At 60.7% G+C, this 25,333-nt stretch carries 22 protein-coding genes; 8 read left to right on the forward strand and 14 right to left on the reverse strand.

Annotated features, from left to right (window positions below):
• Positions 1-35: 35 nt before the first annotated feature.
• A complete protein-coding gene (gene aldA, locus CKW21_RS03145) occupies positions 36-1,460 on the reverse strand; it encodes an aldehyde dehydrogenase (RefSeq protein WP_095192880.1) in 1,425 nt (474 codons plus the stop codon).
• A 242-nt stretch (positions 1,461-1,702) separates the two neighbouring features.
• Positions 1,703-2,632, reverse strand: a complete 930-nt coding sequence (locus CKW21_RS03150) for a LysR substrate-binding domain-containing protein (RefSeq protein WP_095192569.1) — start codon at positions 2,630-2,632, stop codon at positions 1,703-1,705.
• Between the two features lie 185 nt (positions 2,633-2,817).
• Here CKW21_RS03150 and CKW21_RS03155 point away from each other — a divergent pair, with 185 nt between their 5' ends.
• Positions 2,818-3,996, forward strand: a complete 1,179-nt coding sequence (locus CKW21_RS03155) for a hypothetical protein (RefSeq protein ID WP_095192570.1) — start codon at positions 2,818-2,820, stop codon at positions 3,994-3,996.
• A gap of 192 nt (positions 3,997-4,188) precedes the next feature.
• Positions 4,189-5,064 carry a LysR substrate-binding domain-containing protein gene (locus CKW21_RS03160; RefSeq protein ID WP_095192571.1) on the forward strand — a complete coding sequence of 292 codons (876 nt, stop codon included), beginning with the start codon at positions 4,189-4,191 and terminating at the stop codon, positions 5,062-5,064.
• A gap of 140 nt (positions 5,065-5,204) precedes the next feature.
• Here the strand turns inward: CKW21_RS03160 and CKW21_RS03165 are convergent, their stop codons facing one another.
• From CKW21_RS03165 to CKW21_RS03195, 7 genes are all read right to left on the reverse strand, one after another.
• Positions 5,205-6,569 carry an MFS transporter gene (locus CKW21_RS03165; protein ID WP_095192572.1) on the reverse strand — a complete coding sequence of 455 codons (1,365 nt, stop codon included), beginning with the start codon at positions 6,567-6,569 and terminating at the stop codon, positions 5,205-5,207.
• A gap of 165 nt (positions 6,570-6,734) precedes the next feature.
• Entirely contained in the window at positions 6,735-8,183 is a 1,449-nt protein-coding gene (locus CKW21_RS03170) for an NAD-dependent succinate-semialdehyde dehydrogenase (protein ID WP_095192573.1), read from the reverse strand.
• Entirely contained in the window at positions 8,180-9,214 is a 1,035-nt protein-coding gene (locus CKW21_RS03175; protein ID WP_095192574.1) for an aldo/keto reductase, read from the reverse strand. Before CKW21_RS03175 ends, CKW21_RS03170 begins: the two co-directional genes overlap by 4 nt.
• Before the next feature lie 10 nt (positions 9,215-9,224).
• Positions 9,225-9,737 carry a formaldehyde-activating enzyme gene (gene fae, locus CKW21_RS03180; protein ID WP_095192575.1) on the reverse strand — a complete coding sequence of 171 codons (513 nt, stop codon included), beginning with the start codon at positions 9,735-9,737 and terminating at the stop codon, positions 9,225-9,227.
• A 374-nt stretch (positions 9,738-10,111) separates the two neighbouring features.
• On the reverse strand, positions 10,112-10,393 hold the full coding sequence (locus CKW21_RS03185) for a pentapeptide MXKDX repeat protein (RefSeq protein ID WP_095192576.1): 282 nt from the start codon (positions 10,391-10,393) through the stop codon (positions 10,112-10,114).
• A 52-nt stretch (positions 10,394-10,445) separates the two neighbouring features.
• Positions 10,446-11,231, reverse strand: coding sequence for a molybdopterin-dependent oxidoreductase (locus CKW21_RS03190; protein WP_095192577.1), 786 nt, complete (start codon positions 11,229-11,231; stop codon positions 10,446-10,448).
• On the reverse strand, positions 11,228-11,845 hold the full coding sequence (locus tag CKW21_RS03195; RefSeq protein ID WP_095192578.1) for a cytochrome b/b6 domain-containing protein: 618 nt from the start codon (positions 11,843-11,845) through the stop codon (positions 11,228-11,230). Before CKW21_RS03195 ends, CKW21_RS03190 begins: the two co-directional genes overlap by 4 nt.
• 275 nt (positions 11,846-12,120) lie before the next feature.
• Here CKW21_RS03195 and CKW21_RS03200 point away from each other — a divergent pair, with 275 nt between their 5' ends.
• Positions 12,121-13,056: a class I SAM-dependent methyltransferase gene (locus CKW21_RS03200; RefSeq protein WP_095192579.1), complete on the forward strand. Its 936-nt coding sequence runs from the start codon at positions 12,121-12,123 to the stop codon at positions 13,054-13,056.
• Between the two features lie 93 nt (positions 13,057-13,149).
• Here the strand turns inward: CKW21_RS03200 and CKW21_RS03205 are convergent, their stop codons facing one another.
• Positions 13,150-13,941: a helix-turn-helix transcriptional regulator gene (locus tag CKW21_RS03205; protein WP_095192580.1), complete on the reverse strand. Its 792-nt coding sequence runs from the start codon at positions 13,939-13,941 to the stop codon at positions 13,150-13,152.
• A gap of 110 nt (positions 13,942-14,051) precedes the next feature.
• On the opposite strand from CKW21_RS03205, the gene CKW21_RS03210 reads away from it, so the two are divergent.
• Entirely contained in the window at positions 14,052-15,155 is a 1,104-nt protein-coding gene (locus CKW21_RS03210) for a polyamine ABC transporter substrate-binding protein (RefSeq protein WP_095192581.1), read from the forward strand.
• 167 nt (positions 15,156-15,322) lie between these two features.
• Positions 15,323-16,453, forward strand: coding sequence for a P1 family peptidase (locus CKW21_RS03215; RefSeq protein ID WP_095192582.1), 1,131 nt, complete (start codon positions 15,323-15,325; stop codon positions 16,451-16,453).
• A gap of 380 nt (positions 16,454-16,833) precedes the next feature.
• On the opposite strand, the gene CKW21_RS03225 is transcribed toward CKW21_RS03215, so the two are convergent.
• Positions 16,834-17,460 (reverse strand): TetR/AcrR family transcriptional regulator, encoded by a 627-nt coding sequence (locus tag CKW21_RS03225; protein WP_095192584.1) that lies wholly within the window; start codon positions 17,458-17,460, stop codon positions 16,834-16,836.
• A 163-nt stretch (positions 17,461-17,623) separates the two neighbouring features.
• Between CKW21_RS03225 and CKW21_RS03230 the strand changes: the two genes are divergently transcribed.
• Positions 17,624-18,064 carry a hotdog fold domain-containing protein gene (locus CKW21_RS03230; protein ID WP_095192585.1) on the forward strand — a complete coding sequence of 147 codons (441 nt, stop codon included), beginning with the start codon at positions 17,624-17,626 and terminating at the stop codon, positions 18,062-18,064.
• A 131-nt stretch (positions 18,065-18,195) separates the two neighbouring features.
• On the opposite strand, the gene CKW21_RS03235 is transcribed toward CKW21_RS03230, so the two are convergent.
• Positions 18,196-18,918, reverse strand: coding sequence for a GNAT family N-acetyltransferase (locus tag CKW21_RS03235; protein WP_095192586.1), 723 nt, complete (start codon positions 18,916-18,918; stop codon positions 18,196-18,198).
• Between the two features lie 401 nt (positions 18,919-19,319).
• Between CKW21_RS03235 and CKW21_RS03240 the strand changes: the two genes are divergently transcribed.
• Complete coding sequence (locus tag CKW21_RS03240) at positions 19,320-22,739, forward strand: Ig-like domain-containing protein (protein WP_095192587.1); 3,420 nt, start codon at positions 19,320-19,322, stop codon at positions 22,737-22,739.
• 475 nt (positions 22,740-23,214) lie between these two features.
• Positions 23,215-23,820: a M15 family metallopeptidase gene (locus tag CKW21_RS03245; RefSeq protein ID WP_095192588.1), complete on the forward strand. Its 606-nt coding sequence runs from the start codon at positions 23,215-23,217 to the stop codon at positions 23,818-23,820.
• A gap of 39 nt (positions 23,821-23,859) precedes the next feature.
• On the opposite strand, the gene CKW21_RS03250 is transcribed toward CKW21_RS03245, so the two are convergent.
• Together CKW21_RS03250 and CKW21_RS03255 are read right to left on the reverse strand one after the other, a co-directional pair.
• On the reverse strand, positions 23,860-24,429 hold the full coding sequence (locus tag CKW21_RS03250; protein WP_095192589.1) for a YceI family protein: 570 nt from the start codon (positions 24,427-24,429) through the stop codon (positions 23,860-23,862).
• 148 nt (positions 24,430-24,577) lie between these two features.
• Positions 24,578-25,309 (reverse strand): transporter substrate-binding domain-containing protein, encoded by a 732-nt coding sequence (locus CKW21_RS03255; protein ID WP_095192590.1) that lies wholly within the window; start codon positions 25,307-25,309, stop codon positions 24,578-24,580.
• Positions 25,310-25,333 lie beyond the last annotated feature (24 nt).

Raw genomic sequence — 25,333 nt, forward strand, 5'->3', positions numbered from 1 at the left:
TTGCAGCTTGAAGCTTGAAGCTTGTAGCTGCCGTCTTAGTACTTCATGACGACCAGTCGCGTCTGGGTGAATTCGAGCATGCCGTGCTTGCCGTCGTCGCCGCCCAGGCCCGAGCGTTTCCAGCCGGCGTGGAAGCCCTGATACGGATCGGCCGGGGTGCGATTGACGTACAGTTCACCGGCCTCGATGGTGCCGGCGACTTTCATCGTGGTGCGGTAGTTCTCGGTGTAGAGCACCGAAGACAGGCCGAACTGGTGATCGTTGGCCATGGCCAGGGCTTCGTCGATGTCGCGGTACTTGAGCACCGGCAGCACCGGGCCGAAGATTTCTTCCTGGATAATTTCCATGTCCTGGCGGCAACCGCTGAGCAAGGTCGGCGGATAGAAATGGCCTTTGCCCTGCGGAATGAAACCGCCGGTTTCCAGCACCGCACCGTCGGCAATGGCCCGCTCGACCATAGCGTGGATGTTCTGCTGCGAACTGGCGTTGACCAATGGCCCCATGAAGGCCGGATCCACGGCGCGATCGCCGAATTCCACGGCGCTGATTTTTTCTTTCAGCAGGCCGAGGAATTTTTCATAAACGCTTTCCTGCACGTAGACCCGCTCCACCGCCGTGCACAACTGGCCGCAGTGGGTGGTCTTGGAGGCCACGATTGCAGTGGCCGCAGCTTCAAGATCGGCATCAGCTTCGATGATCGCCGGCGTCTTGCCGCCCAATTCCAGCGATGGCTTGGCGATGTTGGCCTTGCAGTAGTCGAGGACGATACGCCCGGCGTTGACGCTGCCGGTCAGGGTGATCAAGCCCACGGCCTTGTGGGTGCAAACAGCGGCAGCGGTGGCGTGGTCCATGGTCAGGATGTTGATCACGCCCGCTGGCATTGCGGATTGCTGCACCGCCTTGGCGATCTCAAAGGCCGAGATTGGCGTGTTGTTGCTTGGACGCACGACCACGGTGTTGCCGGCAATCAGCGCCGGGGCGATTTTGCGCAACAGGGTGTAGACCGGGTAATTGAACGGGATCAGGCAGGCGACCACGCCAATCGGCTCGCGGTGAAGGAACAGGTTTTCATCCGGCGTGTCGCTGGGAATGATCTCGCCTTCGATGCGCCGCGCCCATTCGGCGTGGTAGCGGGTGATCTGCGCCGCGTAACGGGCTTCGTTACTGGCGTCGGCCAGGCTCTTGCCGGACTCGGCGGCCAGGGCTTCACCAATGCTTTCGGCGCGGGTATCAAGGGCATCGGCGAAGGCACGCAGGTGTTCGGCGCGCTCGATGCTGGTGAGTTTGCCCCAGGCTTTCTGCGCGGCGGCGGCGGCCTCCACGGCGAAAGTGGCTTCATCGGCGGTGGCGGCAGAGACCTCGCCGACCCGTTCTTCGGTCGCCGGGTCGTAGACCGCGATCAGCGCAGCGCTGGCCGGCTCAATGAATTGCCCGTTAACAAAGTTTCGCTCGAGTCGCATGTGCATCGCCCATCGTTGTTTTTATCCAGTGCGAGCAGTCTTGGCATCCGAGGCTCGTTGGACAAACGATTTATTGAGCGATGTAACATTCGAAAAACGCATGTTACCCCTCAAACGATGGAATCCCTTGTGGGAGCGAGCCTGCTCGCGAAGGTGTAGTGTCAGTCTATGTTTTTTTGACAGACACACCGCCTTCGCGAGCAGGCTCGCTCCCACAGGGGTCCACAGGGGTTTTGTGGTGGTCAGGAAGCTGCGGTCGAGGGCTCCAGCTGTCGCTGCGCCAGCCAGATCTCTTCCTGCAACCACTGGCTGAACACCTGCAGTTGCGGCAGCGATTGCTCGGGGCGGGTCACCAGCCAGTACGACTGATGGCCTTCGACATGCACGTTGAGTACCTGGGTCAGCTGCCCGCTGGCCAGCTCCGGGGCGACCATGTGCCAGTCGGCGATGGTGATACCCAGCCCATCAACCGCCGCGCGGATCGCCAGGTCGAGCAAGTCGAATTCATAGCCACCCTGGGTATCGACACCACTGATGCGCGCCGCGTCCAGCCAGTGTTTCCAGGTCAGGTAGCGCTGGTCTTCCCGGGCCAGCACATGCAGCAGCGTCAGGCGATTGAGATCGATGCCCTGCTCGGTCCATTCCCGCGCATACAAGGTCGGCGCGCACACCGCGATATGCCGTTCCTGGAACAGCAGCGAACTGTCCAGGCCGTCCCATTCGCCGTTGCCGAAACGGATCGCGCAGTCCAGGGTGCTGGTTTCCGCCAGGCTGTCCGGCAGGCGCGTGGTAATACTCAGCTCCAGCTCCGGATGCTTTTCGCGCAGGCGCCCCAGGCGCGGCATCAGCCAACGGTTGGTGAAGGTCGGCGGCGCGTTGATGTGCAGGCGGTTGGCGTGGGATTTCTGCTGGATGCTGCGCACCGTCAACTCGATCTTGTCGAACGACTGGTGCAACGCCCGCAGCAGCACCCGGCCGGCGCTGGTCAGTTCCAGGTGATGGTGACGGCGTTCCAGCAGGCTCTCGTCAAGTTGCTCCTCCAGCTGACGCACCTGGCGGCTGACCGCGCTCTGGGTCACGTTCAACAACTCCGCGGCGCGGGTAAAGCTGCCCGTGCTGCCGGCCACTTCAAAGGCTTTCAGCGCATTGAGGCCGGGCATTTTGCGTTTCATGAAAGGCTCTCGGGGTTCGGTGACAGGGCGCCAAGGATCCCACGGCAGCGGTACATTGTCCTACAGGATTTTTTCAGTAACATGCATTCGATGAAGGTTTCTCTCGATTTTTAATCGTTTGTTCATCGCACCACGGATCGCAAGACTGGCCGGCATCTCACATAAAAATAACCGAGAACTGCCACATGCCCTTCCCTGCTTCCCTGCGCGTCAGTGCGCTTTATCTCGCTCTACTCTGTACCTTTGCGGCCCCCGCCATGGCCGTGCAAGTCACCGACAATCTCGACCTCGGCGGCGCCGTGCGTGCCCGTTGGGACTACGACCCGGACCGCGACATCCAGACGTTCGGCCTGGACACGGTATTCCTCAGCGCCAAGTACAACTCCGACACCTGGATCGGTGAGGCCCAGTACCGTTTCTACGGACGCTCCTATCCCTACCGGTACACGAAGAACTACGGCGACATCCAGTTCGCCAAGCTGGCGTGGGCCGGCTACAAGTTCAACCCCGACCAGCAGGTGCAAGTGGGCCTGAACACGGTGCCGTTCGGCTTGCAGCCGTATTTCGGCAGCACCTTCTACGAAACCCTGGGCAACGTCATCGGTCTGGAAGACCTGCAAGAGGTCGGCGCCAAGTACATTCAGCAAAGTGGCGACTGGAACATCCAGGGCGGCTACTACCTGCGCCCGGCGTGGCAGGGTAAAGGCACCAGCAACGGCGTGACGTTCTCCAGCGTGGTGTCCGAGGCTGACAGCTATGTCACCGACGGCAGCAACAACCAGGAACGCAACACTCTGGTGCTGCGGGTCGCCAAGGCCCTGGAGCTGGGGCCATGGAAGTCCGAAATCGGTGTGTCGGGGCTGACCTCGTCCCTCGAGAACAAGGACACAAACGACAACGGCCGCCGCAACGCCGTGGCCGTACACTACCTGGGCAAGAACGGTCCGTGGGGCGTGCAATTGCAGGCGGCGCGACAGCAGATGTCACCGCGCAACCCCGGAACTGACGAGCTGGTGACCCTTGGCGGCTACGACGGCACCTACAACGTCGCCAGTCGCGGCAATCTCTATGTGGCTGACCTTAGCTATGACGTGGCCGGCAAGTACCTGTTCAATCAGGTCAGCGGGGTCAAGGTCTACGCCAACTACAGCGCCTTCGACAAATCCGCCAGCGGGTTCAAGACGTCGGAGCGGGTAATTCTGGGTAGCTCGTTTGCGCTGAGCAAGTTGTGGATTGCAACAGAGTGGATGTTCGGCAAGAACGATCCGTACATTGGCGGCAGCAGCTATACCCAGAGCCTGGGGGCGGGTGGGACGGATCATTGGGAGAATCAGGTGTATGTGAACGTCGGATACTACTTCTGATCCGGATAATTTGGCGTTATTGAGGACGCCTTCGCGAGCAGGCTCGCTCCCACAGGGGATTTGTGAATGCCACAGCCCGCTTGTGGGAGCGAGCCTGCTCGCGAATGGGCCAGCCCAAACAACACTTGCATCGGCTCATTGCCAATAGTCAGATAGACGCTACAAAACAACATCAAGAAATGAGCCCCTCCCATGCGTCAACTGCCCTCGCTCAACATGCTGCGCATCTTCGAGGAGGTCGCGCGGCATCGCAGTTTCAGCCAGGCCGCCCTTGGCCTGAACGTCACCCAGGGCGCGGTCAGCCGGCAAATCAAGCAGCTCGAAGACTACCTCGGCGTGGCGCTGTTCATACGCACGCCGCAAGGCCTGTCGCTGACCGAGGCCGGCACCGCCCTTTCCCCGCACCTGAGCGACGCCTTCGACCACATCGAACGTGCCCTGCAAGCCGTGCGCGTGCCCAACTTGCGCCAGCGCCTGCGGATCGTCGCGCCACCGACCTGGGCCACGCGCTGGCTGTCGGCGCACCTGCGCGCGTTCTGTCAGCGCTACCCGGACATCAGTTTGAGCGTGACCCACCAGGCCAGTCACGACAACCTCGCCGAGATCGACTGCCACATCCGCTTCGGCCTCGAAGCGGACAGTCATTGCCACAGTCAGTTGCTGGTGATGGAACGGCACATCGCCGTGGCCAGCCCGGAGCTGTTCATCGACGGTCAGGCACCCGACCTGCAGCAGTTGCCGTTGCTGCACATCTTGCACAACGGCAAGCGTTTGAAGGTCTGGGAAAACTGGCTGGCGGCGATGAGCCGCGACGATGTCGATGCCGGGCAAGGCCTGGAATTCAGCACCCTGGACCAGGTGATCCATACCGCACTGGCCGGTGGCGGCCTGGCGGTGATCGACCGGCAGATGATCGAAAAGGAACTGGCCAACGGCAGCCTGCTGCCGATCACCCCCGTGGAGGTGATCGGACCCTATGGCTATTGGCTGGATGTGGCGAATGACAAATGGGGGTTGTCGAAGGTGCGGTTGTTTACCGAGTGGCTGGAAAGGGTCAGTAATCCCTGACACACCCCTTCCCCTCCCGTGGAAGGGTCTCCCTGTGGGAGCGAGCCTGCTCGCGAAAGCGGAGTGTCAGGGGCAGATAACGCTCTGACACACTGCCTTCGCGAGCAGGCTAGCTCCCACAAGGGTTGCGTGTACACGCTTTAGATTGGGGTCGCAGCTTTGACGGCCACACCCACATGCCCCTCCACCGGACTCTGCGCCTTGCACGCCTGGCTCAAGGTCAGTGATTTGGTCTCCGGCGCCCAGGCCCAGGACAGCAGCGCGCCAATCGCCAGGATTGCCGCGAGAATGCCCATGGTCGGGCTCAAGCCGATTCCCGCCACACTCACCGGCAACAGGAAGGTGCTGACCGCCGAGCCCAATCGGCTCACCGCCGTCGCCAGACCAATGCCACTGGCGCGCACTTCGGTCGGGAAGCTCTCGGCGGGGAACACGCCCACCAGGTTACTCACCGCCGACAACACCAGGGTGAACAGCCCGAACACCAGCACCATCAGGAACGCCGCGCTGCCCGGCAGTACCGCCAACAGGAACAAGGCGATGGCGAGGATAATGAACGAGTTGATCAGGAACCCGCGGCGGGTGAACTTGATGGTGCACCAGATGCCGATCAAGGCGCCGAGAATCAGCAGCATGTTCAGCATCAACTCGGTGCCGAAGCCTTCGGCCAGGCCCATCTTCTGCAGGATCGACGGCAGGAAGGTGTAGATAGCGAAGTACGGCATGACGATGCAGACGAAGAACAGGCAGTTGAACGCGGTGCGTTTGCGGTATTCACGGCTGAACAGCACCGCATAACCGGAACGGGTTTCGGTGGAACGGGTTTCGTCGAGTTCGACGTTGTCGCCCAGGAACTTTTTGACGATCGCGCGTGCCTCGGCAATACGCCCTTGGTTGACCAGCCAGCGCGGCGACTCCGGGGTACCGATGCGCGCAATCAGGATCAGCGCCGCCGGAATCGCCGACGAGGCCAGCATCCAGCGCCAGGCGTCGTCGCCGAGGCTGAGCATCGCGGTGCCGACGAAGGTCGCGGCCACGTAACCGAAGGTCCAGATCACGCTGAACGAACCGAGCAATACGCCGCGGTGCTTTTTCGGTGCGAACTCGGCGAGCATGGCGTGACCGACACTGAAGTCACCGCCCAGGCCAATACCGATCAGCACCCGGCACAGGAACAGGCTCATCGCCGTCTCGACGTAGAACTGCATGACCGAAGCGATGGTGATCAGCACGAAGCTGACCAGGAAAATTTTCTGCCGGCCGACCTTGTCGGAAATCCAGCCGAAAAACAGACTGCCAAGAAACAGACCGATCAGCGCCGAAGCCCCGATCAGGCCCTGCCAGAAAGCATCCAGTTGCATCTGCGGGCTCAGCAGGGTGAATGCGATACCGATCAGGCCGAGGATGTAGCCGTCGGTGAAATGCGCACCGAAGGTCAGGCCGGCGATCTTGATGTGAAAGCGCCCGATGGGCAGGTCGTCGATTTTTACCGGTTGTACGGACATGTAAGTCTCCAATTGTTGTTATTGACGGAGAAATGAAACCGATATTTCGGGTGGTGAAACTGTGGGAGCGAGCCTGCTCGCGAATGCGGGGTGTCAGTCAGCACCATGTTGCCTGACAGGACGCCTTCGCGAGCAGGCTCGCTCCCACAAGGGGATGGGGTGGGGTTACAGGCCCCCCATCAACAGGTATTTGATTTCCAGGTAGTCATCCAGACCGTACTTCGAACCCTCGCGCCCCAGACCCGATTCCTTGATGCCACCGAACGGCGCCACTTCCGTGGAAATGATCCCTTCGTTGATCCCGACCATGCCTGCTTCCAGGCCTTCGGCCATGCGCCACACGCGGCCGATGTCGCGGCTGTAGAAGTAGGCCGACAAGCCGTACGGCGTATCGTTGGCCCGTTGCAGCACTTCGGCCTCGTCCTTGAAGCGGAAACACGCGGCCACCGGGCCGAAGGTTTCGTCCTGGGCGATCAACATCTCGCTGCTGGCCTCGGCGAGGATGGTCGGCTCATAGAACGTGCCACCCAACGCATGACGACGGCCACCGCACAGCACCTTGGCGCCCTTCTCCACGGCATCGCTGACATGCAATTCAACTTTGGCCAGCGCCGCCGCGTTGATCAGCGGCCCCTGTTCGGTGTCGCCTTCCAGTGCATTGCCGACGCGCATCGCCGCCACGGCTTCGGCGAGCTTGCCGGTGAAGGCTTCGTACACGCCGTCCTGGATGAAGAAGCGGTTGACGCAGACGCAGGTTTGCCCGGTGTTGCGGAATTTCGAGGCCATCGCGCCTTTCACCGCCGCGTCGATATCCGCGTCGTCGAAGACAATGAACGGTGCGTTGCCACCCAGTTCCAGCGAGACCTTTTTCAGTGTGTCGGCGGCCTGGCGCATCAGCAGCTTGCCGATGCGGGTCGAGCCGGTGAACGACAGTTTGCGCACGATGCCGCTAGCCTGCAGCGCACCGCCAATCGCCACCGCATCGCCGGACACCACGTTGAACACACCGGCGGGGATGCCCGCCTGCTCGGCCAGTACCGCCAGGGCGAAGGCCGACAGCGGGGTTTCTTCCGATGGCTTGAGAATCATCGTGCAACCGGCCGCCAGCGCCGGGCCCACCTTGCGGGTGACCATGGCCAGTGGAAAATTCCACGGGGTGATCGCCGCGACTACACCGATGGCTTCCTTGACCACAATGATCCGCGCATCGGCCTTGTGACTCGGGATCACATCGCCGTAGGCGCGCTTGGCTTCTTCGGCGAACCACTCCAGAAAACTCGCGGCATACACCACTTCGCCCATGGCTTCGGCCAGTGGCTTGCCTTGTTCGCGACTAAGCAAGGTGGCCAGATCCTTCTGGTTGCTCAGCATCAACTCACCCCAGCGCTTGATGCGCTGGCTGCGTTCCTTGGCGGTGAGCTTGCGCCACGCCGGCAAGGCGCGATTGGCGGCGGCGATGGCCTGGTTGGTTTCTTCGGCGCCGGCCTTCTGCACGTCGGCGATCAACTCGCCGGTGGCCGGATTCAGCACCGGGTAGGTCGCACCACCGCCGCCCCCCACACCGCTGCACCATTGACCGTCGATGAAATTGCCGTGACGGATCAACGCGCTCATGCCACGGCCTCGGTCAGGTTGAAGCGTTCCGAGCCCGGACGGGACGAACGCAGGATACGTTTACCGGCGGTGTAATCGTTGATCACGTCGCACGGGGTGTAATTGCGTTCCAGCTCGTGCAGTTCCTCGGCATCGAGCCTGGTCTCCAGGGCCGCCAGGGCGCTGTCGAACTGTTCGGTGGTGTCGGCACCGACCAACATGCAATCCACACCCGGATGATTGGCGACCCAGGCCTGGGCAATCTGCGCGTTGGACACGCCGCGAGCACGGGCCACGCGTTGCACCGAACGGGCGATTTCGAACGAGGCTTCGTCGCTGTACATCTGCTGGGTGAAGAAGTCGGTCTGGTTGCGGGTCGACTGCACGTCGCCGGTCAACAAGCCACGGGCCAGCGGGCTGAACACCGAAATCCCCAGGCCCTGATCGCGACAGAACGGGATCATCTCGCGCTCTTCTTCGCGGTAGGCGCAATTCAGTTGCAGCTGCATGTTGATCGGCTTGACCCAGCCATTGCGCTCGCAGGCCATGAGGATTTTCGCCAGTTGCCCGGTGAGCATGGTCGAGACACCTATGTAGCGCGCCTTGCCGGAACGCACGATGTCGTTCATGGCGCTCATGGTTTCTTCGACCGGGGTGTTCACGTCAAAGTAGTGCAGCATGAACACGTCGACGTAATCCATGTCCAGGCGTTTGAGCGAAGCATCGATGCTGTCCATGATGTGCTTGCGCGAATGACCGCTGGCGTTGATACCCGGGCGGGTGCCGTAACCGACCTTGGTAGTGATCACCAGGTCTTCGCGACGGGCCAGGCGCTTGACGATGCGCCCCACTACTTCCTCGCCCACACCGGCGGAATAGAAGTCCGCCAGGTCGATGAAGTTCACGCCATTGTCCAGCGCGTGCTTGACGATCGGCTCGCTTTTTTTCTCATCGAAGATCCACGGTTTCCAATCCGGGGTGCCCATGTTCATGGTGCCCAGGCACAGGCGGGAGACTTGCAGGCCGGAGTTGCCCAAACGGATGTATTGCATGGCGCGAACCTCAGGCTTTAGGTGTGTAGAAAGGGTTACTGATGTGATTGACCACATCTTTGAGCTGCGCGGTTTCCGGCTTGCCGGTCAGGGCGGCGCGGATCGCGGTGCGGCAGGCGTTGTAGTTGTTCAGGTACACCGCATCCAGATCGTCGCAGGCCGGGTTGACCCAGTTGGCGGTGACGATGGCCCACTCGTCTTCCGCTTCCGGCGGCAGGGTGCCGTCCAGTAACGCTTCAAGAACCGCTTTGGCGATACCGGCCTGGGACGCGCCCCAGGTGGCGTTGCCGTGCAGATCGCTGCTGATCGTCGCCTTGTTCACATACAGGGTCATCGGCTTGACCGGGATGTTCGGCTGGGCGATCACCATGAATGGACAATGGCCCTGGCTTGGCGACGCCAGGCTATTGGCGAAGGCCTGACCGGCCGGGCCATTGCGCGGGCCGATCAGGATGTTGATGTGCGCGGCGTTCACGCCAGGGCCTTCGAAACCTTCACCGATGTACAGGTCGAGTTCTTTCATGGGTCGTTACTCTTCTGGGATTTGGGTTGATCAGAGGTGCACGCAAGCCGTGGGATTCGCGTGGCAAATGTCGGGGTTCGAAGAGCGCAGCAGGTCGCTGGCGCAGACGCGGCAGTGATGAATGATCATGGGTGCAAACGCTCTTTTTTGTTGTTGATGAGCAGGTTTGCGATTTTTATCACTGGGGGTTGGCGGAGCTGTAACCATAAAAAATCATGAGGGTATGACTTCAGGTCATACCCTCCGGTAACCGATGCAAAAACCTGTGGGAGCGAGCCTGCTCGCGAATGTGGTGGGTCAATCGACACTTGTATTGTCTGACACACCGCCTTCGCGAGCAGGCTCGCTCCCACAATGGTTCGAAGCGATCTGGACTATTGAGACATCGCGTCCTTTTTCATCGCATCCTTGGACATGGCGTCTTTTTTCATCCCGTCCTTGCTCATCGAATCCTTGGACATGCTGTCTTTCTTCATCGCGTCCTTGGACATGGCATCTTTTTTCATCGAGTCTTTGTGCATGGCGTCCTTGGACATTGAGTCCTTGGACATTGCGTCTTTGCTCATGCTGTCGTTGCTCATGGCATCGGCAGCAAAGACACTGGCGGCGCCCATTGCCAGGCACATCGACAGAACGGCGGTGGCTATCTTTTTCATGATGTAACTCCTTGAAGCTCAGTTTGCGGGTGTATGAACGAACCAGGCGCCGTCAGCTGCCACCGAACCAGTTGTAGCCCTGGTCTTCCCAGTAGCCACCGCTGTAGGTGTTGCTGACGAAAATCGCCTGGATGTGTTTGGGGTTCTTGTAGCCGAGCTTGGTGGGCATGCGCAGCTTCATCGGGAAGCCATACTCGCGCGGCAGTACCGCGCCGTCCCAGGTCAGTGCCAACAGGGTTTGCGCATGCAACGCGGTGGCCATGTCAATGCTGGTGTAGTAATCGTCGGCGCACTTGAAGCCGACGTATTTGGCATCGGTGTCGACGCCGATACGCTTGAGGAAGTCACTGAAGCGCACGCCGCCCCAGCGTCCGATTGCGCTCCAGCCTTCGACGCAAATGTGCCGGGTGATCTGTTCGGTCTGTGCCATGGCCCGCAACTCGTCGAGGCGCCAGCTGCGCTTGTCCGCGACCAGGCCTGTGACTTCCAGGCGAAAACTCTCCTCCTCCACCGTCGGCGCATCCTCGATGCCGTAGAACGCATTGAAGGGAAACGGCCGGGTGATCATCGACGCCGGATAGGTCGGCGCCATGGCATTGGGGTTGAACAGCCAGCCCTGCACCCGATCGTTGAAGCGCGACATGGATGACAACGCGGTCTCGACGCTGTCGCTGTCGGTCAGGTTGCAACCGGACAACATGGCTACGCCACCCAGGGTCAAGCCACGCAGCAGAAACGAGCGACGGGAGCGGTCCTCGATCTGCGGCGCGAGGATTTTCCGGGCGTCGGTCAGGATGGACGACTCGTCCAGTCCGGAGTCTCGAATGGGCTTTTTCATACGTGCTCCTTACGACCGGCGATCATGGCCAGCAGTGTTTTGGGAACCAGCGCGACCATCAGCAGATGCACCGCCACGAACGCCACCAAAAGCGCCATCGCAATGAAGTGCACATGCCGCGCGGCTTCGTAACCGCCCATCAGTTCACGCAACAACGGGAACTGCACCGACTTCCACAACACCAGGCCGGAGATCACCAGCAATGTGATGTCGACCATCACGAACAGGTACGCGACTCGTTGCACCTGGTTGTAATGGCTCATGTCGGCATGGCCGAGCTTTCCGCGCATTGCAGCCCACAGGTCATGCAGCACGCCTTTGGGCGAGACCGGGAAAAACCGTCGTTTGAGACGCCCACTGAGCAGGTTGATGAGCAGATAGACGAGGCCGTTGATCGCCAGCAACCACATCGCCGCGAAGTGCCATTGCAAGGCACCGCCGAGCCAGCCGCCGAGGGTGATCGATTTCGGGAAGCTGAAATCGTAAAGCGGCGAGGCGTTGTAGATGCGCCAGCCGCTGGTGACCATCACCAGCACCGCCAGGGCGTTCAGCCAATGGGTGAGCCTCAGCCAGCGAGGGTGGCTGGCCTTGGGTGAAGCAGTTGACTGCGACATGTCCGGCTCCCGGTGGTTGTTCGTTAGGGCCGAGTATGGGCAGCCGGAGATCGCCAAATCCTCACGTAAAGTTAAATTAATCGTGATAACTACCCTGCGCCCCCTGTAGGAGCGAGCTCGCTCGCGATGGTCGTTAACGATGACGCGGGTTTTCTGAATGAGCGCGGTGCCCGGGAGACCATCGCGAGCGAGCTCGCTCCTACAGGGGGTTGTGTCGTCCGCTGATGGCGCGAGTATGGTTAAATGCCGCCCCCTGAAACTGCCGACCCAGACCGATGAACCCTGACGCCCTCACCACCCTCCACGAACACCTGCTGACCGCCCTGGCAGCCGCCCCTGCCGAAACCCGCCGCCTGTTCCACGGTCGTGGTCGCTGCTGGCCAGGGCTGGAGCAAGTGACGGTCGACTGGTTGCAGGGCGTGTTATTGGTGGCGCTGTTCAAGGAGCCGGAGCCTTCGCAACTCGACGATTTGAAGCAGTTGCTGATGACGATCACCCAGTCAGCGCAGTGGGCACAATCGGGCGCGCATACCCTGTTGCTGCAACATCGCTACCTGCTGCAAAGCACCACCGAATGGCTGCTCGGGGAAGAAATCGACGAATTGACCATTACCGAGGGCGGGCTGAAATACCGGGTGGATCTGGGTCGCAAGCAGAACACCGGTCTGTTCCTCGACATGCGCTACGGTCGCGACTGGGTGCGGGCTAATGCCGAGGGCAAACGGGTGCTGAACCTGTTCGCCTACACCTGCGGTTTTTCGGTGGCAGCCATCGAAGGTGGCGCGACCCACGTGGTCAATCTGGACATGTCCAGCCCGGCCCTGAGCCGTGGCCGCGACAACCACCGGCTCAACGGACATGACCTGGGCAAGGTCACATTTCTCGGTCACGACCTGTTCAAGTCCTGGGGCAAGGTGATCGGCAAGGGCCCGTACGATCTGGTGATCATCGACCCGCCCTCGTTTCAGAAAGGCAGCTTCCTGCTGACCAAGGATTACCAGCGCGTGCTGCGCCGCCTCCCGGAGCTGCTCAGCCCCCAAGGCACGGTACTGGCGTGCATGAACGACCCGGCATTCGGTGCGGACTTCCTCATCGAAGGTGTGACCCGTGAAGCGCCGAGCCTGCGCTTCGAGCAGCGGCTGGACAATCCGCCGGAGTTTCCGGATGCGGACATCGAGTGCGGGTTGAAGGCTCTGGTGTTTCGGCAGTAAGACCGAATCACCCCCTTCGCGAGCAGGCTCGCTCCCACAGTTGAAATGCATTCCATTGTGGGAGCGAGCCTGCTCGCGAAGGCGGCGGCATGATCACCAGGACAATCCTGCCTGACGCGGCTGCAACACCAACGCAAACAACTCCCCATGCCCGTTCACATTGAGCTTGTGATAGAGGTTGCGCCGATGGACCTTCACCGTCTCCGGGGAAATACCCATCTGCTGGGCGATGGCCTTGCTGGAGAAGCCCTGGAGAATCAGCCGTGCGGTTTCGATTTCGCGGGCTGACAGGCGTGCGTCGAAGCGGTCGAGCAGGGTTGCCAGGTCGCCGGCCGCAGGTTCGGCAACCGGACCTTCCGGCGGCAGCAGTTGCAGGTGTCGACGCATGGCGGCCAGCACCCAGTCGCGCACGCACAGCAGACGGCCCTGCTCTTCAAGGCTGAAGCGGGTCGAGCGTCCCAGGGACAGGCCGAGCACGGCGCCATCGAGGTTAACCATGAACTGCAACTCGTCACCGCCGACCACCGAGCGGAAGTAGCTGAGGTAGTACTCGCTTTGCTGGAACTGGTCGGGCGCCACCGAGTCGAGGCTGTGCAAGCCGTCGGCGATGCCGGCGCACACGGCCAGGTAGAACGGATCGAGCAGGTACATGCCGGCGCTGTAATCGGCCAGTTCCTCGTGCTCGTCGCCGCTGCCTTTTGCGTCAAAATCGATCAGCAGGCGCGGCACCCGACCGGGCTGCATCACCGCGACCAGCGCATTGTCGAGCGGCACCAGCAGGCGCAGGGTGTCGACCAGCGCCCGCCAGAATCCGTCCTCGCCCAACGCACCGAACACCCGCGCCAGGCCCTGGTGCAGCGGCAACTCTTTCAACAACGCGTCCACGCACTACCCCTTTCGAGTAACCCATGATGGGAATGGGTAACGGCCACCCCGGTCGATACGCTGCAAGCTCCTGAATATCACCGGCCGCAGCAGGCCAGGAGTGCCGCATCATGAGTGGTCACCGCTCGTATTTCAATCTGGGCCTGGGCGCCTGCCTGGCGGCCTCGCTGTCGGCGGTTGCTGCCGAAGTCCCGACCGTCCACGTGTACAACTGGTACGACTACATCGGTCCCGATACCCTGCAAGACTTCAAGCGTGACACCGGGATCCAGCCGGTCTACGACACCTTCGACAGCGCCGAAGTGCTGGAAGGCAAACTGCTGACCAGCCGCAGCGGCTACGACGTGGTGGTGGCCAGCAACTTCAGCCTGCCGACGCTGATCAAGGCCGGCGCGCTGGCGCCATTACCCCGGGCCCAAATGCCCGACTTCAAGAACATGGACACCGACCTGTTGGCGAAACTGGCCAACAACGATCCGGGCAACCAATACGCCGTGCCGTACCTGTGGGGGACCAACGGCATCGGCTACAACATCGACAAGGTGCGTGCCGTGCTCGGCGACAAGGCGCCGGTGGATTCCTGGGACCTGGTGCTCAAGGAAGAGAACCTGGCCAAACTCGGCGAATGCGGCGTGGCGATGCTCGACTCCCCTGCGGAAATGCTGCCCGTCGCCCTGCACTACCTGGGCCTGCCACCCAACAGCACCCACCCCGAGGATTACAAGAAGGCCGAAGCGTTGCTGCTCAAGTTGCGCCCGCATATTGCCTACTTCAACTCGTCGAAATTCATCAGCGACCTGTCCAACGGCAACATCTGCGTGGCAGTGGGTTGGTCCGGGGCGATGCTGGAAGCCAAGACCACCGCCGAACAGGCGGGCAACGGCGTGAAGATCGCCTACAGCCTGCCCAAGGAAGGCGCGCCGGTATGGTTCGACACGCTGGTGTTGCTCAAGGACGCACCGCATCCGCAGCAGGGCCTGGCCTTCATCGATTACCTGATGCGCGCCGAAGTCATCGCCCCGGTCAGTAACCACCTCAACTACCCCAACGGCAACCGCAATGCGACTGCGTTGGTGGCCGAAGCGACCCGGACCAATCCTGCCGTTTATCCATCGGCCGAAGCGCTGGCCACGTTGTTCACCTTGCAACCTTTGCCGCCGGCGACCGAGCGCGTGCGCACGCGGATCTGGAGCAAGGTCAAGAACGGACAGTAATCCACTCACTGCAAATCACTTGTGGGAGCTAGCCTGCTCGCGAAAGCGATGTGTCAGGTAATACCTATGTCGACTGGCACACCGTCTTCGCGAGCAGGCTCGCGCCCACAGTTTTTGCGCCCAACCAGATAACTTTTTCCTGCCACGAATCGAAGATGAGAATCCCCATGAAACCACGTGCCCGCGACCTGAACATTCAGTTTGGCCAACTGCAACCCGGCCCTCTCAACGCCATCACCGATGTACCCGGCGTGCGGGTCGGCCACAGCAATGTGCGAGGTCGTACCGCCCAGGGTCGTGACATCCTGACGGGTGTCACCGTAATCGAACCGCGTGCCGGTTCCACCAGCCAGCAGCCATGTTTTGCCGGTGTCCATGTACTCAACGGCAACGGTGATGCCACGGGGCTTGAGTGGATTCGCGAGGCTGGCCTGTTGACCAGCCCGATCGCTTTCACCAACACCCACAGCCTCGGTGTGGTGCGTGATGCGCTGATCGTTGTGGACCGTGAGCAGCAACCGGATGACGGGCGGCTCTACTGGAACATGCCGGTGGTGCTGGAGACCTTCGACGGATTGCTCAACGACATCAACGGTTTCCACGTAAAGCCCGAACACGTGGCCGAAGCAGTGCGCACGGCGGTAGGCGGCCCGGTGGTCGAAGGCAATGTGGGGGGTGGCAGCGGCATGATCTGCCACGAATTCAAGGGTGGCATTGGCACTGCGTCGCGGCGTTTGAACAGTGCCCAGGGCGGCTGGACCGTCGGCGCCATCGTCCAGGCCAACCATGGTATCCGCCATGAACTGCGTGTCGACGGTTACCCGGTCGGGCGTTACATGGAACAGGTCGACTCTCCGTTTCTCAAGGCTTCATTGCCACACCCGGGCATGGGTTCGATCGTGGTCTGCCTGGCCACCGATGCACCGTTGCTGCCGCATCAATGCACGCGCCTGGCACAACGCGCCAGCCTCGGCCTGGCCCGCACCGGCGGCGGTAATGAAGACCACAGCGGCGACATTTTCATCGCCTTCGCCACCGGCAACGCTCACGTGCCACCCGCTGCCTATGAGAGCAAACGCGCGCCGACCACCGACCACCTGAGCATGGTCAATAACGATCACATCAGCGAATTGTTCCTGGCGGCCACCGAAGCCGTGGAGGAAGCGATCATCAACGCCTTGCTCGCCGCCGAAACGACCGAAGGTAACGGGCATGGGGTACCGGGGCTAGACGCCGAGACACTGCTCAAGGCCTTGAATCAGGCGGGTTGGCCGGGTGAACAGCCTCGCAGAAGCTGACCGTTCTGGGGGGATTCGACTAGCGGTACTTGAGGGCGAACCCCCATCTTTCTACGATGATTATGCGCAGCCGCTTGCTTGCTCAAGCCGTTGCGTAGGTGGTGAGTGCATTGAACCCCTATCAAGCTCACCGCCTGCTTCATGCGCATCTTGAGCCTCAATGGCTCCACTTCCTCCCCATCAAAGAGCTTTGAGGCTCTTTTTTAACCTGCGCGAAATCCAGACACTTAAAAGCCCGGCACTTTCCCGGGCTTCGCACTTTCCCGACAGCCATCCAAATCCCTTGTGGGAGCGAGCCTGCTCGCGAAGAGGCCTTCAGCTTCAATATCAATGTCGACTGACACACCGCTTTCGCGAGCAGGCTCGCTCCCACAGGGGGGTCATAAGGATTCAGGAGCAGCAACCGACCGCCATGCCGCCTCGGCCAGCATCTCCCGGTAGGCCTTCGGGCTCCCCTTGACCCGGCCCGACAACCAGGCGCGGCAGTAGCTGTCGGCCTGGCCGATGATCAGCGACGGCATCAACTCGGCCGCAAAGCCCCCCAACTGATCCCGATGCGCCGGATCGGACAGCCACTCCAACAGCATTTTGTTGCGCGCTTTGTTGCGGGTGGCCAGTTCGTCCTTGTGCGGCCCCTTGGTCACGGCAAATCGCGAGTGGTACTGGAAACGTGCCCATTCGGGCTGGCTGTCGACCCAATCCACGTAGCTGTGCACCAGGGCGTATACACCCTCCTGAGTGCTGGCGGCATCGGCCATGTAGCTATCGCGCAGCCTGGCCTGGTCATCCAGCGCGGTGAAAAACAACGCGGCCACCAGGCCTTCCTTGTTGCCGAAATGATGGTAGATCGCGCCGACGCTGGTATCGCATTGCGCGCGGATCATCTCGATGGTGGTCGCCTCGATCCCCTGTTCGTTGAACAGCTTGAGGGCGTTGCGAAAAATGTCGCGCTTAAGTTCGGCGCGGCGACCGGGGTAGCAGCGCTCGAGTAAATCTGAAGTTTCCATACTCAACACAGACCAAAAAAACGTGGGTAATGGCTGGCGGTTGCCAACGGACAAGTGGCGCTAGGTTGACAGATTTCCTACCGACAGAATACTGTTCTGTCACAGAACATTATTCTGTTACGGAACAATATTCCGTAAATCCATCATCCAGAGAGGCTTTTACATGAGTCAGTTCCTAACCATGTTCAACAGCGCAGGCCCGCAAGCGTTCAGCCAGATGGCCTGCAAGGTGGCGCCGTACTTCTCCACCATCAACCCGCTGGTCACGGACTTGCGCAAAGGCTCGGCCAGCGTGCAGGTGCCGTTCGCCCAGGAGATCACCAACCACTTGGGCACCGTTCACGCGATTGCGATGTGCAACGCCGCCGAACTGGCAGCCGGGATGATGACCGACGTGTCCATCCCCGCCGGCGCACGCTGGATTCCCAAGGGCATGACAGTCGAATACCTGGCCAAGGCCAAGAGTGATGTGACGGCGGTGGCTGACGGCGAGGCGGTGGACTGGACGACGGAAGGCGACAAAATCGTGCCGGTGGACATTCACGATGTTGAAGGCAAGAAGGTATTTACAGCGCGGATTACGATGAATGTGAAGCTGTCCTGATTACAAACGCGGACCAATGTAGGAGCGAGCCTGCTTGCGAAGGCTGTGTGTCAGGCAATAAATCGCTCGTATGACACACCGCTTTCGCGAGCAGGCTCGCTCCCACAGTTGACCGTGATTGCAGAAGGGAATCAGACCAACCGCAACCGCGGCCCACTGACTGGCACCGCCCCTTCCCCCAACCGCTCGCGCACAAATTCATTGGCCTTGCGCGTCAGCTGGTCCAGGTGCCGATCCCGCTGTTTCTCCGCATCGAGCATGGCCCGCTTGCCGTGTTTTTGCAGCAGATACGTATGGATCTGCCGCACTTCCAGCGAGCTGTAGATCGACGCCACGTCCAGCAGCGCCATCAAGCCATCGCTGCCGTGGTCGCGGGTGTTCATCAGCACCTGGGTGGCGCGCGCGCCCACCACTTGAAAACCCATCGCCTCGAAATACGGCACCTTGGCCACTGCGCAGGTCAACTCGGCATGGGGATAACGACCGACCATTTCCCGCAACATCCGGCGCGCAACGCCCTGGCGCCGATGACCGGCGTGCACCGCCATGTAGGCCACGCCGCAAGCCTCGGGATCGTCCTTGACCGGCAGGTACAACAGGAAACCGATCACCTGTTCCGGGTCATCCAGATCCGTGGCAACGATCAACTCCACATCGATCCCTTTCGCCCCGTTCAACGCCTCCAGATACAGGTGTACCTCATAACCGATCGCGTATTGGTAAACGTTGTACAGCAGGTTGCTCGGCGGTATCGCAACCATGCTGATGTCGGTCAGGTTGTCGACCACCATCTGCAGGATCTGGCTGTTGATGTGCTCGGGGCACGGTGTTTTGAAATGGGTGATCTGGGGCATTGCGGGGGGATGACTCCGAGGGGGCGATGGCTGCCTATCATATCGCGCCGGGAGGTTTGCTCGTGCGTCCTGATTAACTGCAAAGAACTGATACAAATTAATTCGATAACGACTCTCAATGGCTTTAAAGCGGTCCTGAATCAGCAAACAACCACCCATGAATGGTGATAGTAACCCAATGAAATAAGAGCATTTCCCCCGCAAATGAGGAATATCACCCACTGCTTACTGAATCAACCACGAAACAATTCGAAACAACTTGCTGATTAATCAGAACGTTATCTACCCCTGCCCGATGATGGCGCAACAGTTGCACCGCCGCTGGTACCGCAACGCAGTCGTCCCCTCTGCATCGGGGATGGCGGGTTTCGCCAATTTGGCACGTCTGCAGGGGAAACCAAATGAAAACCGTAGCACCCGCGTTCAGTTCGCTCAGCTTCATGTGCAGGTCAAGCGTGGCCTCGGTCATGCTGATCACCGCCAGCCTGGCCTCGGTCAGCGCGGCGCCGATGGACGACGAAAGCCAGCCGCCACCGACCGACCCCTCGGCCTATTACAACCCGCCGGCCGACCCGGCAGCCGCGTTGGAAGCCCTGAAAACCATGCCCGAGACCAACCAGGGCGCACTGGCCTTGCCCAACGGCGCGTACGGTGACCGCAACACGCCACGGGCCGACAACGTGCTGCCACCGAGCTTGCAGACCTCGTTCAACTACCCCACCAACGGCAAACCCAGCCCGCTGTTCGGCGCCGAACCGTTCACCCAGCAACTGCTGCTGTTCGAAGAATTCGGCACGGAAAAACTCGATCCGACGATCCCGGCGCCCCCCCTGGCTTTCCCCGTTCCCACCACAGGCCCGGCACCGCAGCAGGACCCGAACAGCGTCGCCCGCAGCGGCCCATCCAGTGCCGCGCTGGATGCCTTCATGCGCCAGCCCGGGTTGTTCCCATTCCCGTCGCAGTACTCCAATGTGCTGGACCGCAACCCCTGGAAAGCGCAGATCGAAACCTTCCTCAACCGTCACCCGGTAGGTTCGCCCGCCGAAGGACGGCCACCGGGAAAAGGCTGGTCGCACCAGCGCTGGAACGAGTTCTACCCGCAGGTGGATTTCAAGACCGTGCAAGCTGGCGCACGGACCAACCTCGGCCTGCGCGACCGCAAGCAATTGCACAACTACGCCGTCGGTGAATTCGCTCCCGGCGGGCTCTACTACCAGACCTCCGACATTCCGGAATCGGCGGGCACCACCAAGGGCATCGACGTGCGTTTCCACTCAAAAATGCCGGTGCAGAATCACAACGCGCTGTGGACCTTCGACGGCACCGTGCCGCCCAAACTGCTCATGGTCCGCTATGGCCAACCGCTGCTGATGCGTCACTACAATGCGTTGCCCATCGATCCGGCAGCCAACATGGGTTTCGGCCTGCACACCATCAGCACCCACGAACACAACGGCCACTCCCCGGCCGAAAGCGACGGCTACACCAACGCGTTTTTCTTTCCGGGGCAGTACTACGACTATCGCTGGCCGCTGCAACTGGCCGGTTACGACACCATCAACACCAAGGCGCAAGACCCGCGCGCGGCGTTCCCCTGCGCACCGGGCGAGAAACTGTTCGTCAACGACGCCAACCCCGGCATCAAGACCTGCGATAACGGCACCATCAAGATCCGGGGCGACTGGCGCGAAACCATGAGCACCCACTGGTTCCACGACCACATGCTCGATTTCACCGCGCAGAACGTCTACAAGGGCAACGCGGTGATGATGAACTACTACAGCGCCCTGGATCGCGGTAACGAAGCGATCGAGGACGGCGTCAACCTGCGCTTGCCCAGCGGTTCTGCAATGCCTTGGGGCAATCGCGACTACGACGTCAACCTGGTGGTCGCCGACAAGGCCTGGGACGCCAACGGCCAGTTGTGGTTCAACCCGTTCAATACCGATGGCTTTCTCGGCGACCAGATCCTGGTCAACTGGCAATACGAACCCCGCCTGAAAGTGCGGGCGCGCAGTTATCGCTTCCGCATTCTCAACGGCTCAGTGTCGCGCTACTTCAGGATTGCCCTGGTGCGTGAAATTGCCGGCAACGGTGGCGAGTTCCCGGGGCCGTCGGGTTCCGGGGTGTCCTACACCCGCGTGCCGTTCCACATGATCGGCAACGACGGCAACCTGATGGAACACGCCGTGCCGTTCGACGGCAGCATGGACCTGGACGGCGACGGCGATAAGCAGAACCACAACGCCATCCTGCCGACCCAGGGCATCGCCGAACGTTTCGACATCATCGTCAACTTCGCGAAAAACGGGATCAAGACCGGCGACAAGCTGTACTTCGTCAACCTGATGGAACACAAGACCGGCAAGGGCCCGGAGAAGAATGGCCTGAGCCTGGCCGACGTGCTGTCCGAGAAGTACAAGGCGGTGATCAAGCAGGGCAGCAAAGGGCCGGAATGGGACAAGGGCGACCCGGTGGTGGGCAAGTTCATGCAACTGGTGGTTCAGCCTTACAGCGGCCAGGATGTGAGCATGAACCCGGCGGATTACGAACCGGCAAAACCGGGCAAAGCGGCCGGCAAGATCATGATTCCGCTGACCCTCGACCGTAACAGCCCCACCGACCAGGCCAAGCTCAAGGTGGCGCGGCATCGCGAGTTCATTTTCGGCCGCTCAGACGGTACCGACGAAGCCCCCTGGACCATCAAGACCGACGGTGGTTTTGGCTACGCCATGGACACGCGCCGGCTCAGCGCCGCCCCGCAATTGGCCAACGGCCCGACCGATGGCGGCTACACCGGCGACGGCACGCTGGAAGTGTGGAAAATCAAGAACGGCGGCAACGGCTGGAACCACCCGGTGCACGTGCATTTCGAAGAGGGCATCATCCTCAGTCGCGACGGCAAGGCGCCACCGGAGTGGGAAAAAGGCGCGCGCAAGGACGTCTATCGCATCGGCGAAGGCATCGACAGTTCAGTGGATGTGGAAATGGCGATCCACTTCCGCGAGTTCGCCGGGACCTACATGGAGCACTGTCACAACACCCAGCACGAGGACACTTCGATGCTGCTGCGTTGGGATATCGAGCATCCGGGCCAGTTCCAGTTGATGCCAACGCCCCTGCCCGGCTGGGACGGTGTCACCTACGTCGCCTCCGCCGCGCTGCCGACCTTCCGCAATGGCGATGGCGGCAATGGTGATGACGACGATGATGATGACAACGAAGACCAGAACAAAAAACCCGTGGCCAACGCTGACAGTGCTGCCAGCAGCAACGGGCAACCGGTGACCATCAACGTTCTGGCCAACGACACCGACCCGGACGGCAACCTGCCGCTCAAAGTGGTCGGCCTGGCCCAACCGGACTCGGGCATGGGCACGGTCAGCACCGACGGTGTGCGGGTGATCTACATCCCACCGTCCACCGTCACCGCACCGTTCACCGCAACCTTCACCTACCAGGCGAGCGACGCCAAGGATGCCGTCTCGGAACCGGCAGCGGTGTCTGTGTCGGTAACGCCGGCGGCGGTCAACGAAGACCTGGTGGTCACCAGCGCTTCGGTTTCGGTCCGCAGCAACAGCCGCTACACCTGGGACCTGGCCGGCACCACATCGCGCGGCACCGGCAACACGCTGACGGTGACCGCGTCGACCACTGCCGGGCCACTCAACCTGGGTAACGCGATCCTCACACCAACCGGCACCGGAGCACGCTGGCGGGTATCGGTCACCACCACCGGCGCCGGCCCGGCACCGAGCCCGACCGTCACCATCAGTTCGACATTCGGCAAGTCCGTGACGGTACCGATAGCGGTGAAATGAGGTCACCCCGACTGGCGCCCGGTTCCTGCAATGGGGATCGGGCGCCCTCCTGGAGGAAGCTGTCCAGAGGAGTTCCGATTGTCCTCTCGCCAACTTTTCAGCCAACGCTTGAGAAATTTCAACACATTCGGAGCGAGCAACAATAAGCATGAGTAAGTTAGTAAGAAACCTCCAAACACATAAGTAAAAACGATAAAAATTACGCGCACAATTACAACACCAAACAGACAGACAATCGAAATTAGCAAGGCCCACATTATTTCAAATAAATAGAACAGAAGCTTTTCACCCATCTAACTTATAAATAACAAACCCTTAACAACACCATAGTAGAATCCACTGTAAAGCCAGAATTACAAAATCCGTAACATCCATAAAACACTTACACTTAACACAACACCTATCGATTGGTTACTGATCAACAGAGCGACATCAAACGCTATTATTGATCTTTGATTGTTACTGGAGCACAAACATGGACATTGAAAAACTGATCCGCTCTGTCCAGAAGGAGCTTGGCGTCGAGGTTGACGGCAAAGCCGGCCCGCAGACCTGGGCGGCCATCGCCAAGCGGTTGATACCCGATCAAGCACCGTCACTGGTGAGTACGGCGGTGACAGGGCTAGATGCCCGAAGCAAGAAAAACATCGAAACCTTGCTGCCGGAAGTCCAACCCTATGCCGTCGCACTCATTCAGAAAGCTGCACTCAACGGCATTCAAGCCAAAGTCATCAGCGGACATCGAACTTACGCCGAACAGGATGCACTCTACGCCAAGGGTCGTCCTGACAATGGCCCAAAAGTCACCAATGCCAAAGGTGGGCAATCCAACCATAATTTCGGTATTGCGTTTGACATCGGCATTTTTGAAGGCACCGCTTACTTGGGCAGCTCACCCAAGTACAAAGCCCTCGGGTTACTCGGTATGGATCTGGGCCTGGACTGGGGTGGCAACTGGAAAAGTTTCAAGGACCAACCTCATTTTCAACTACGCCCTTCCTGGGCTAATGGAATGAACGAAAGAGAGATGCTGACCGAACTCAGAAAACGCAAATCGGAAGATCAAAAAGTCTTTGTATGATGCCAAGTTGATTTGTCTGCATTGCAACGGCCGGCAACATCAGCGCTGCGGCGCCACCATCCGGAACCGGATGTTGATGCCATCGGAGACCATCGTGTCGGCCCACTCACCGTCGCCGATCTTGAAGTCGCTGCGTTTGAGCACCAGTTCGCCGTCGAAAATGCCGATGGCGTTTTCCGCCTTCAGCAATACCGGTACCGTCACCTCGCGGGTCAGTCCCCTGAGGGTGAGATTGCCAGTGATCCGGTAGCGGTTGTTGCCCAGGTCCTTGAACCGGGTCGACTCGAAAGTCGCCACCGGATAACTGGCGGTGTCGAACCAGGCAGGTTTTTGCAATTCAGTACTGGCGTCTTCGCTGCCGGCATCGATGCTGTCGAGTTCGATGGTGAGTTTGGCGCGGGCCGCTTCGGGGTGACGGGTATCAAAATCGAGTTCGCCCTCGAACTTGCCGAAGGTGCCATACACCCTCGACCCCATTTGGTTGTAGGTGAAACTGATGGTGCTGGCGGTGGCGTTCACGTCGGTGTATTCGACGGCATGGGCACCGGGCAAAACGCCCGGCACAAGGATGACAGCCATCGCGATGAAACGTGAAAATCGAGAGTTCATGGGACTCTCCGGGGCCATGGCCCCTCATGGTTTGAGGTGTCGAACGCACGATGGACTAAAGCAAAGAACCGCCGTTTATTCCACCCCCGAACGGACTTGCGATTATCTGTAGCCGATTTCACTCGGTGACTGTCAATCCTGTCCAGGCTCAAACCCGGGGTGCAACCGATACATCCGCCTGGCCGCTGGCCTGGAGTGCAGCGAGCACGAAACCGTCCGCCTTCTTGCGCTCTACGAACGCTCTCACGTAAGCCGCCCCCGCCTCTCGCTGCCGAGGCACCGCCATCGCCTGGCGAATGGCGGTGAACGCCCCTTCGAGCACCCGATAACGCCGGTCCGCTTCGGCCACTTTCTGCAACGGTTGGCGCACGCCGGCGGCGGCCTCCAGGCCCTTGTCAAAGAACAGATCGACCGCAGCGGCGGAGGTTTCTGCCCGTTCCAGTTGCGCGTGCTTCAGGGTGCGGGTCAGGAACAGGTCATAGGCCGCGCCCTTACCGACCGCCAGACGCAGCCCGGGTTGGTCGAGATCGTCGACCGTCACATAGGGCGAATCGGCCGCCACCAGATAAGTGCCTTCGATGATCACGTAGGGTTCGCTGAAGCCAATTTGCTGCTCGCGCACTGGCTCGATGGCCAGGAAAGCGACGTTCCACGCGCCCTCCTCCAACGCGGCGAACACCTTGCCCGCCGCGTCGAAAGTCAGCATGTGCAGGCGCACGCCCAGCTCCTCGGCCAAGGCTCTGGCCAAGGCCACCGAGACACCCCGCGGCGCGCCATCTTCGCCCTGCTGCGCCAACACCGGATTGCCGAAATTGATCGCCGCGCGCAGCACGCCGCCGGGGGCCAGGTCTTGCAGAACAGCGGGGGTGACAGCACTCATCATTTGCTCCAGTCAGGGGCCGGG

The organism is Pseudomonas sp. Irchel 3A7 (assembly GCF_900187565.1).
Lineage (GTDB): Bacteria > Pseudomonadota > Gammaproteobacteria > Pseudomonadales > Pseudomonadaceae > Aquipseudomonas.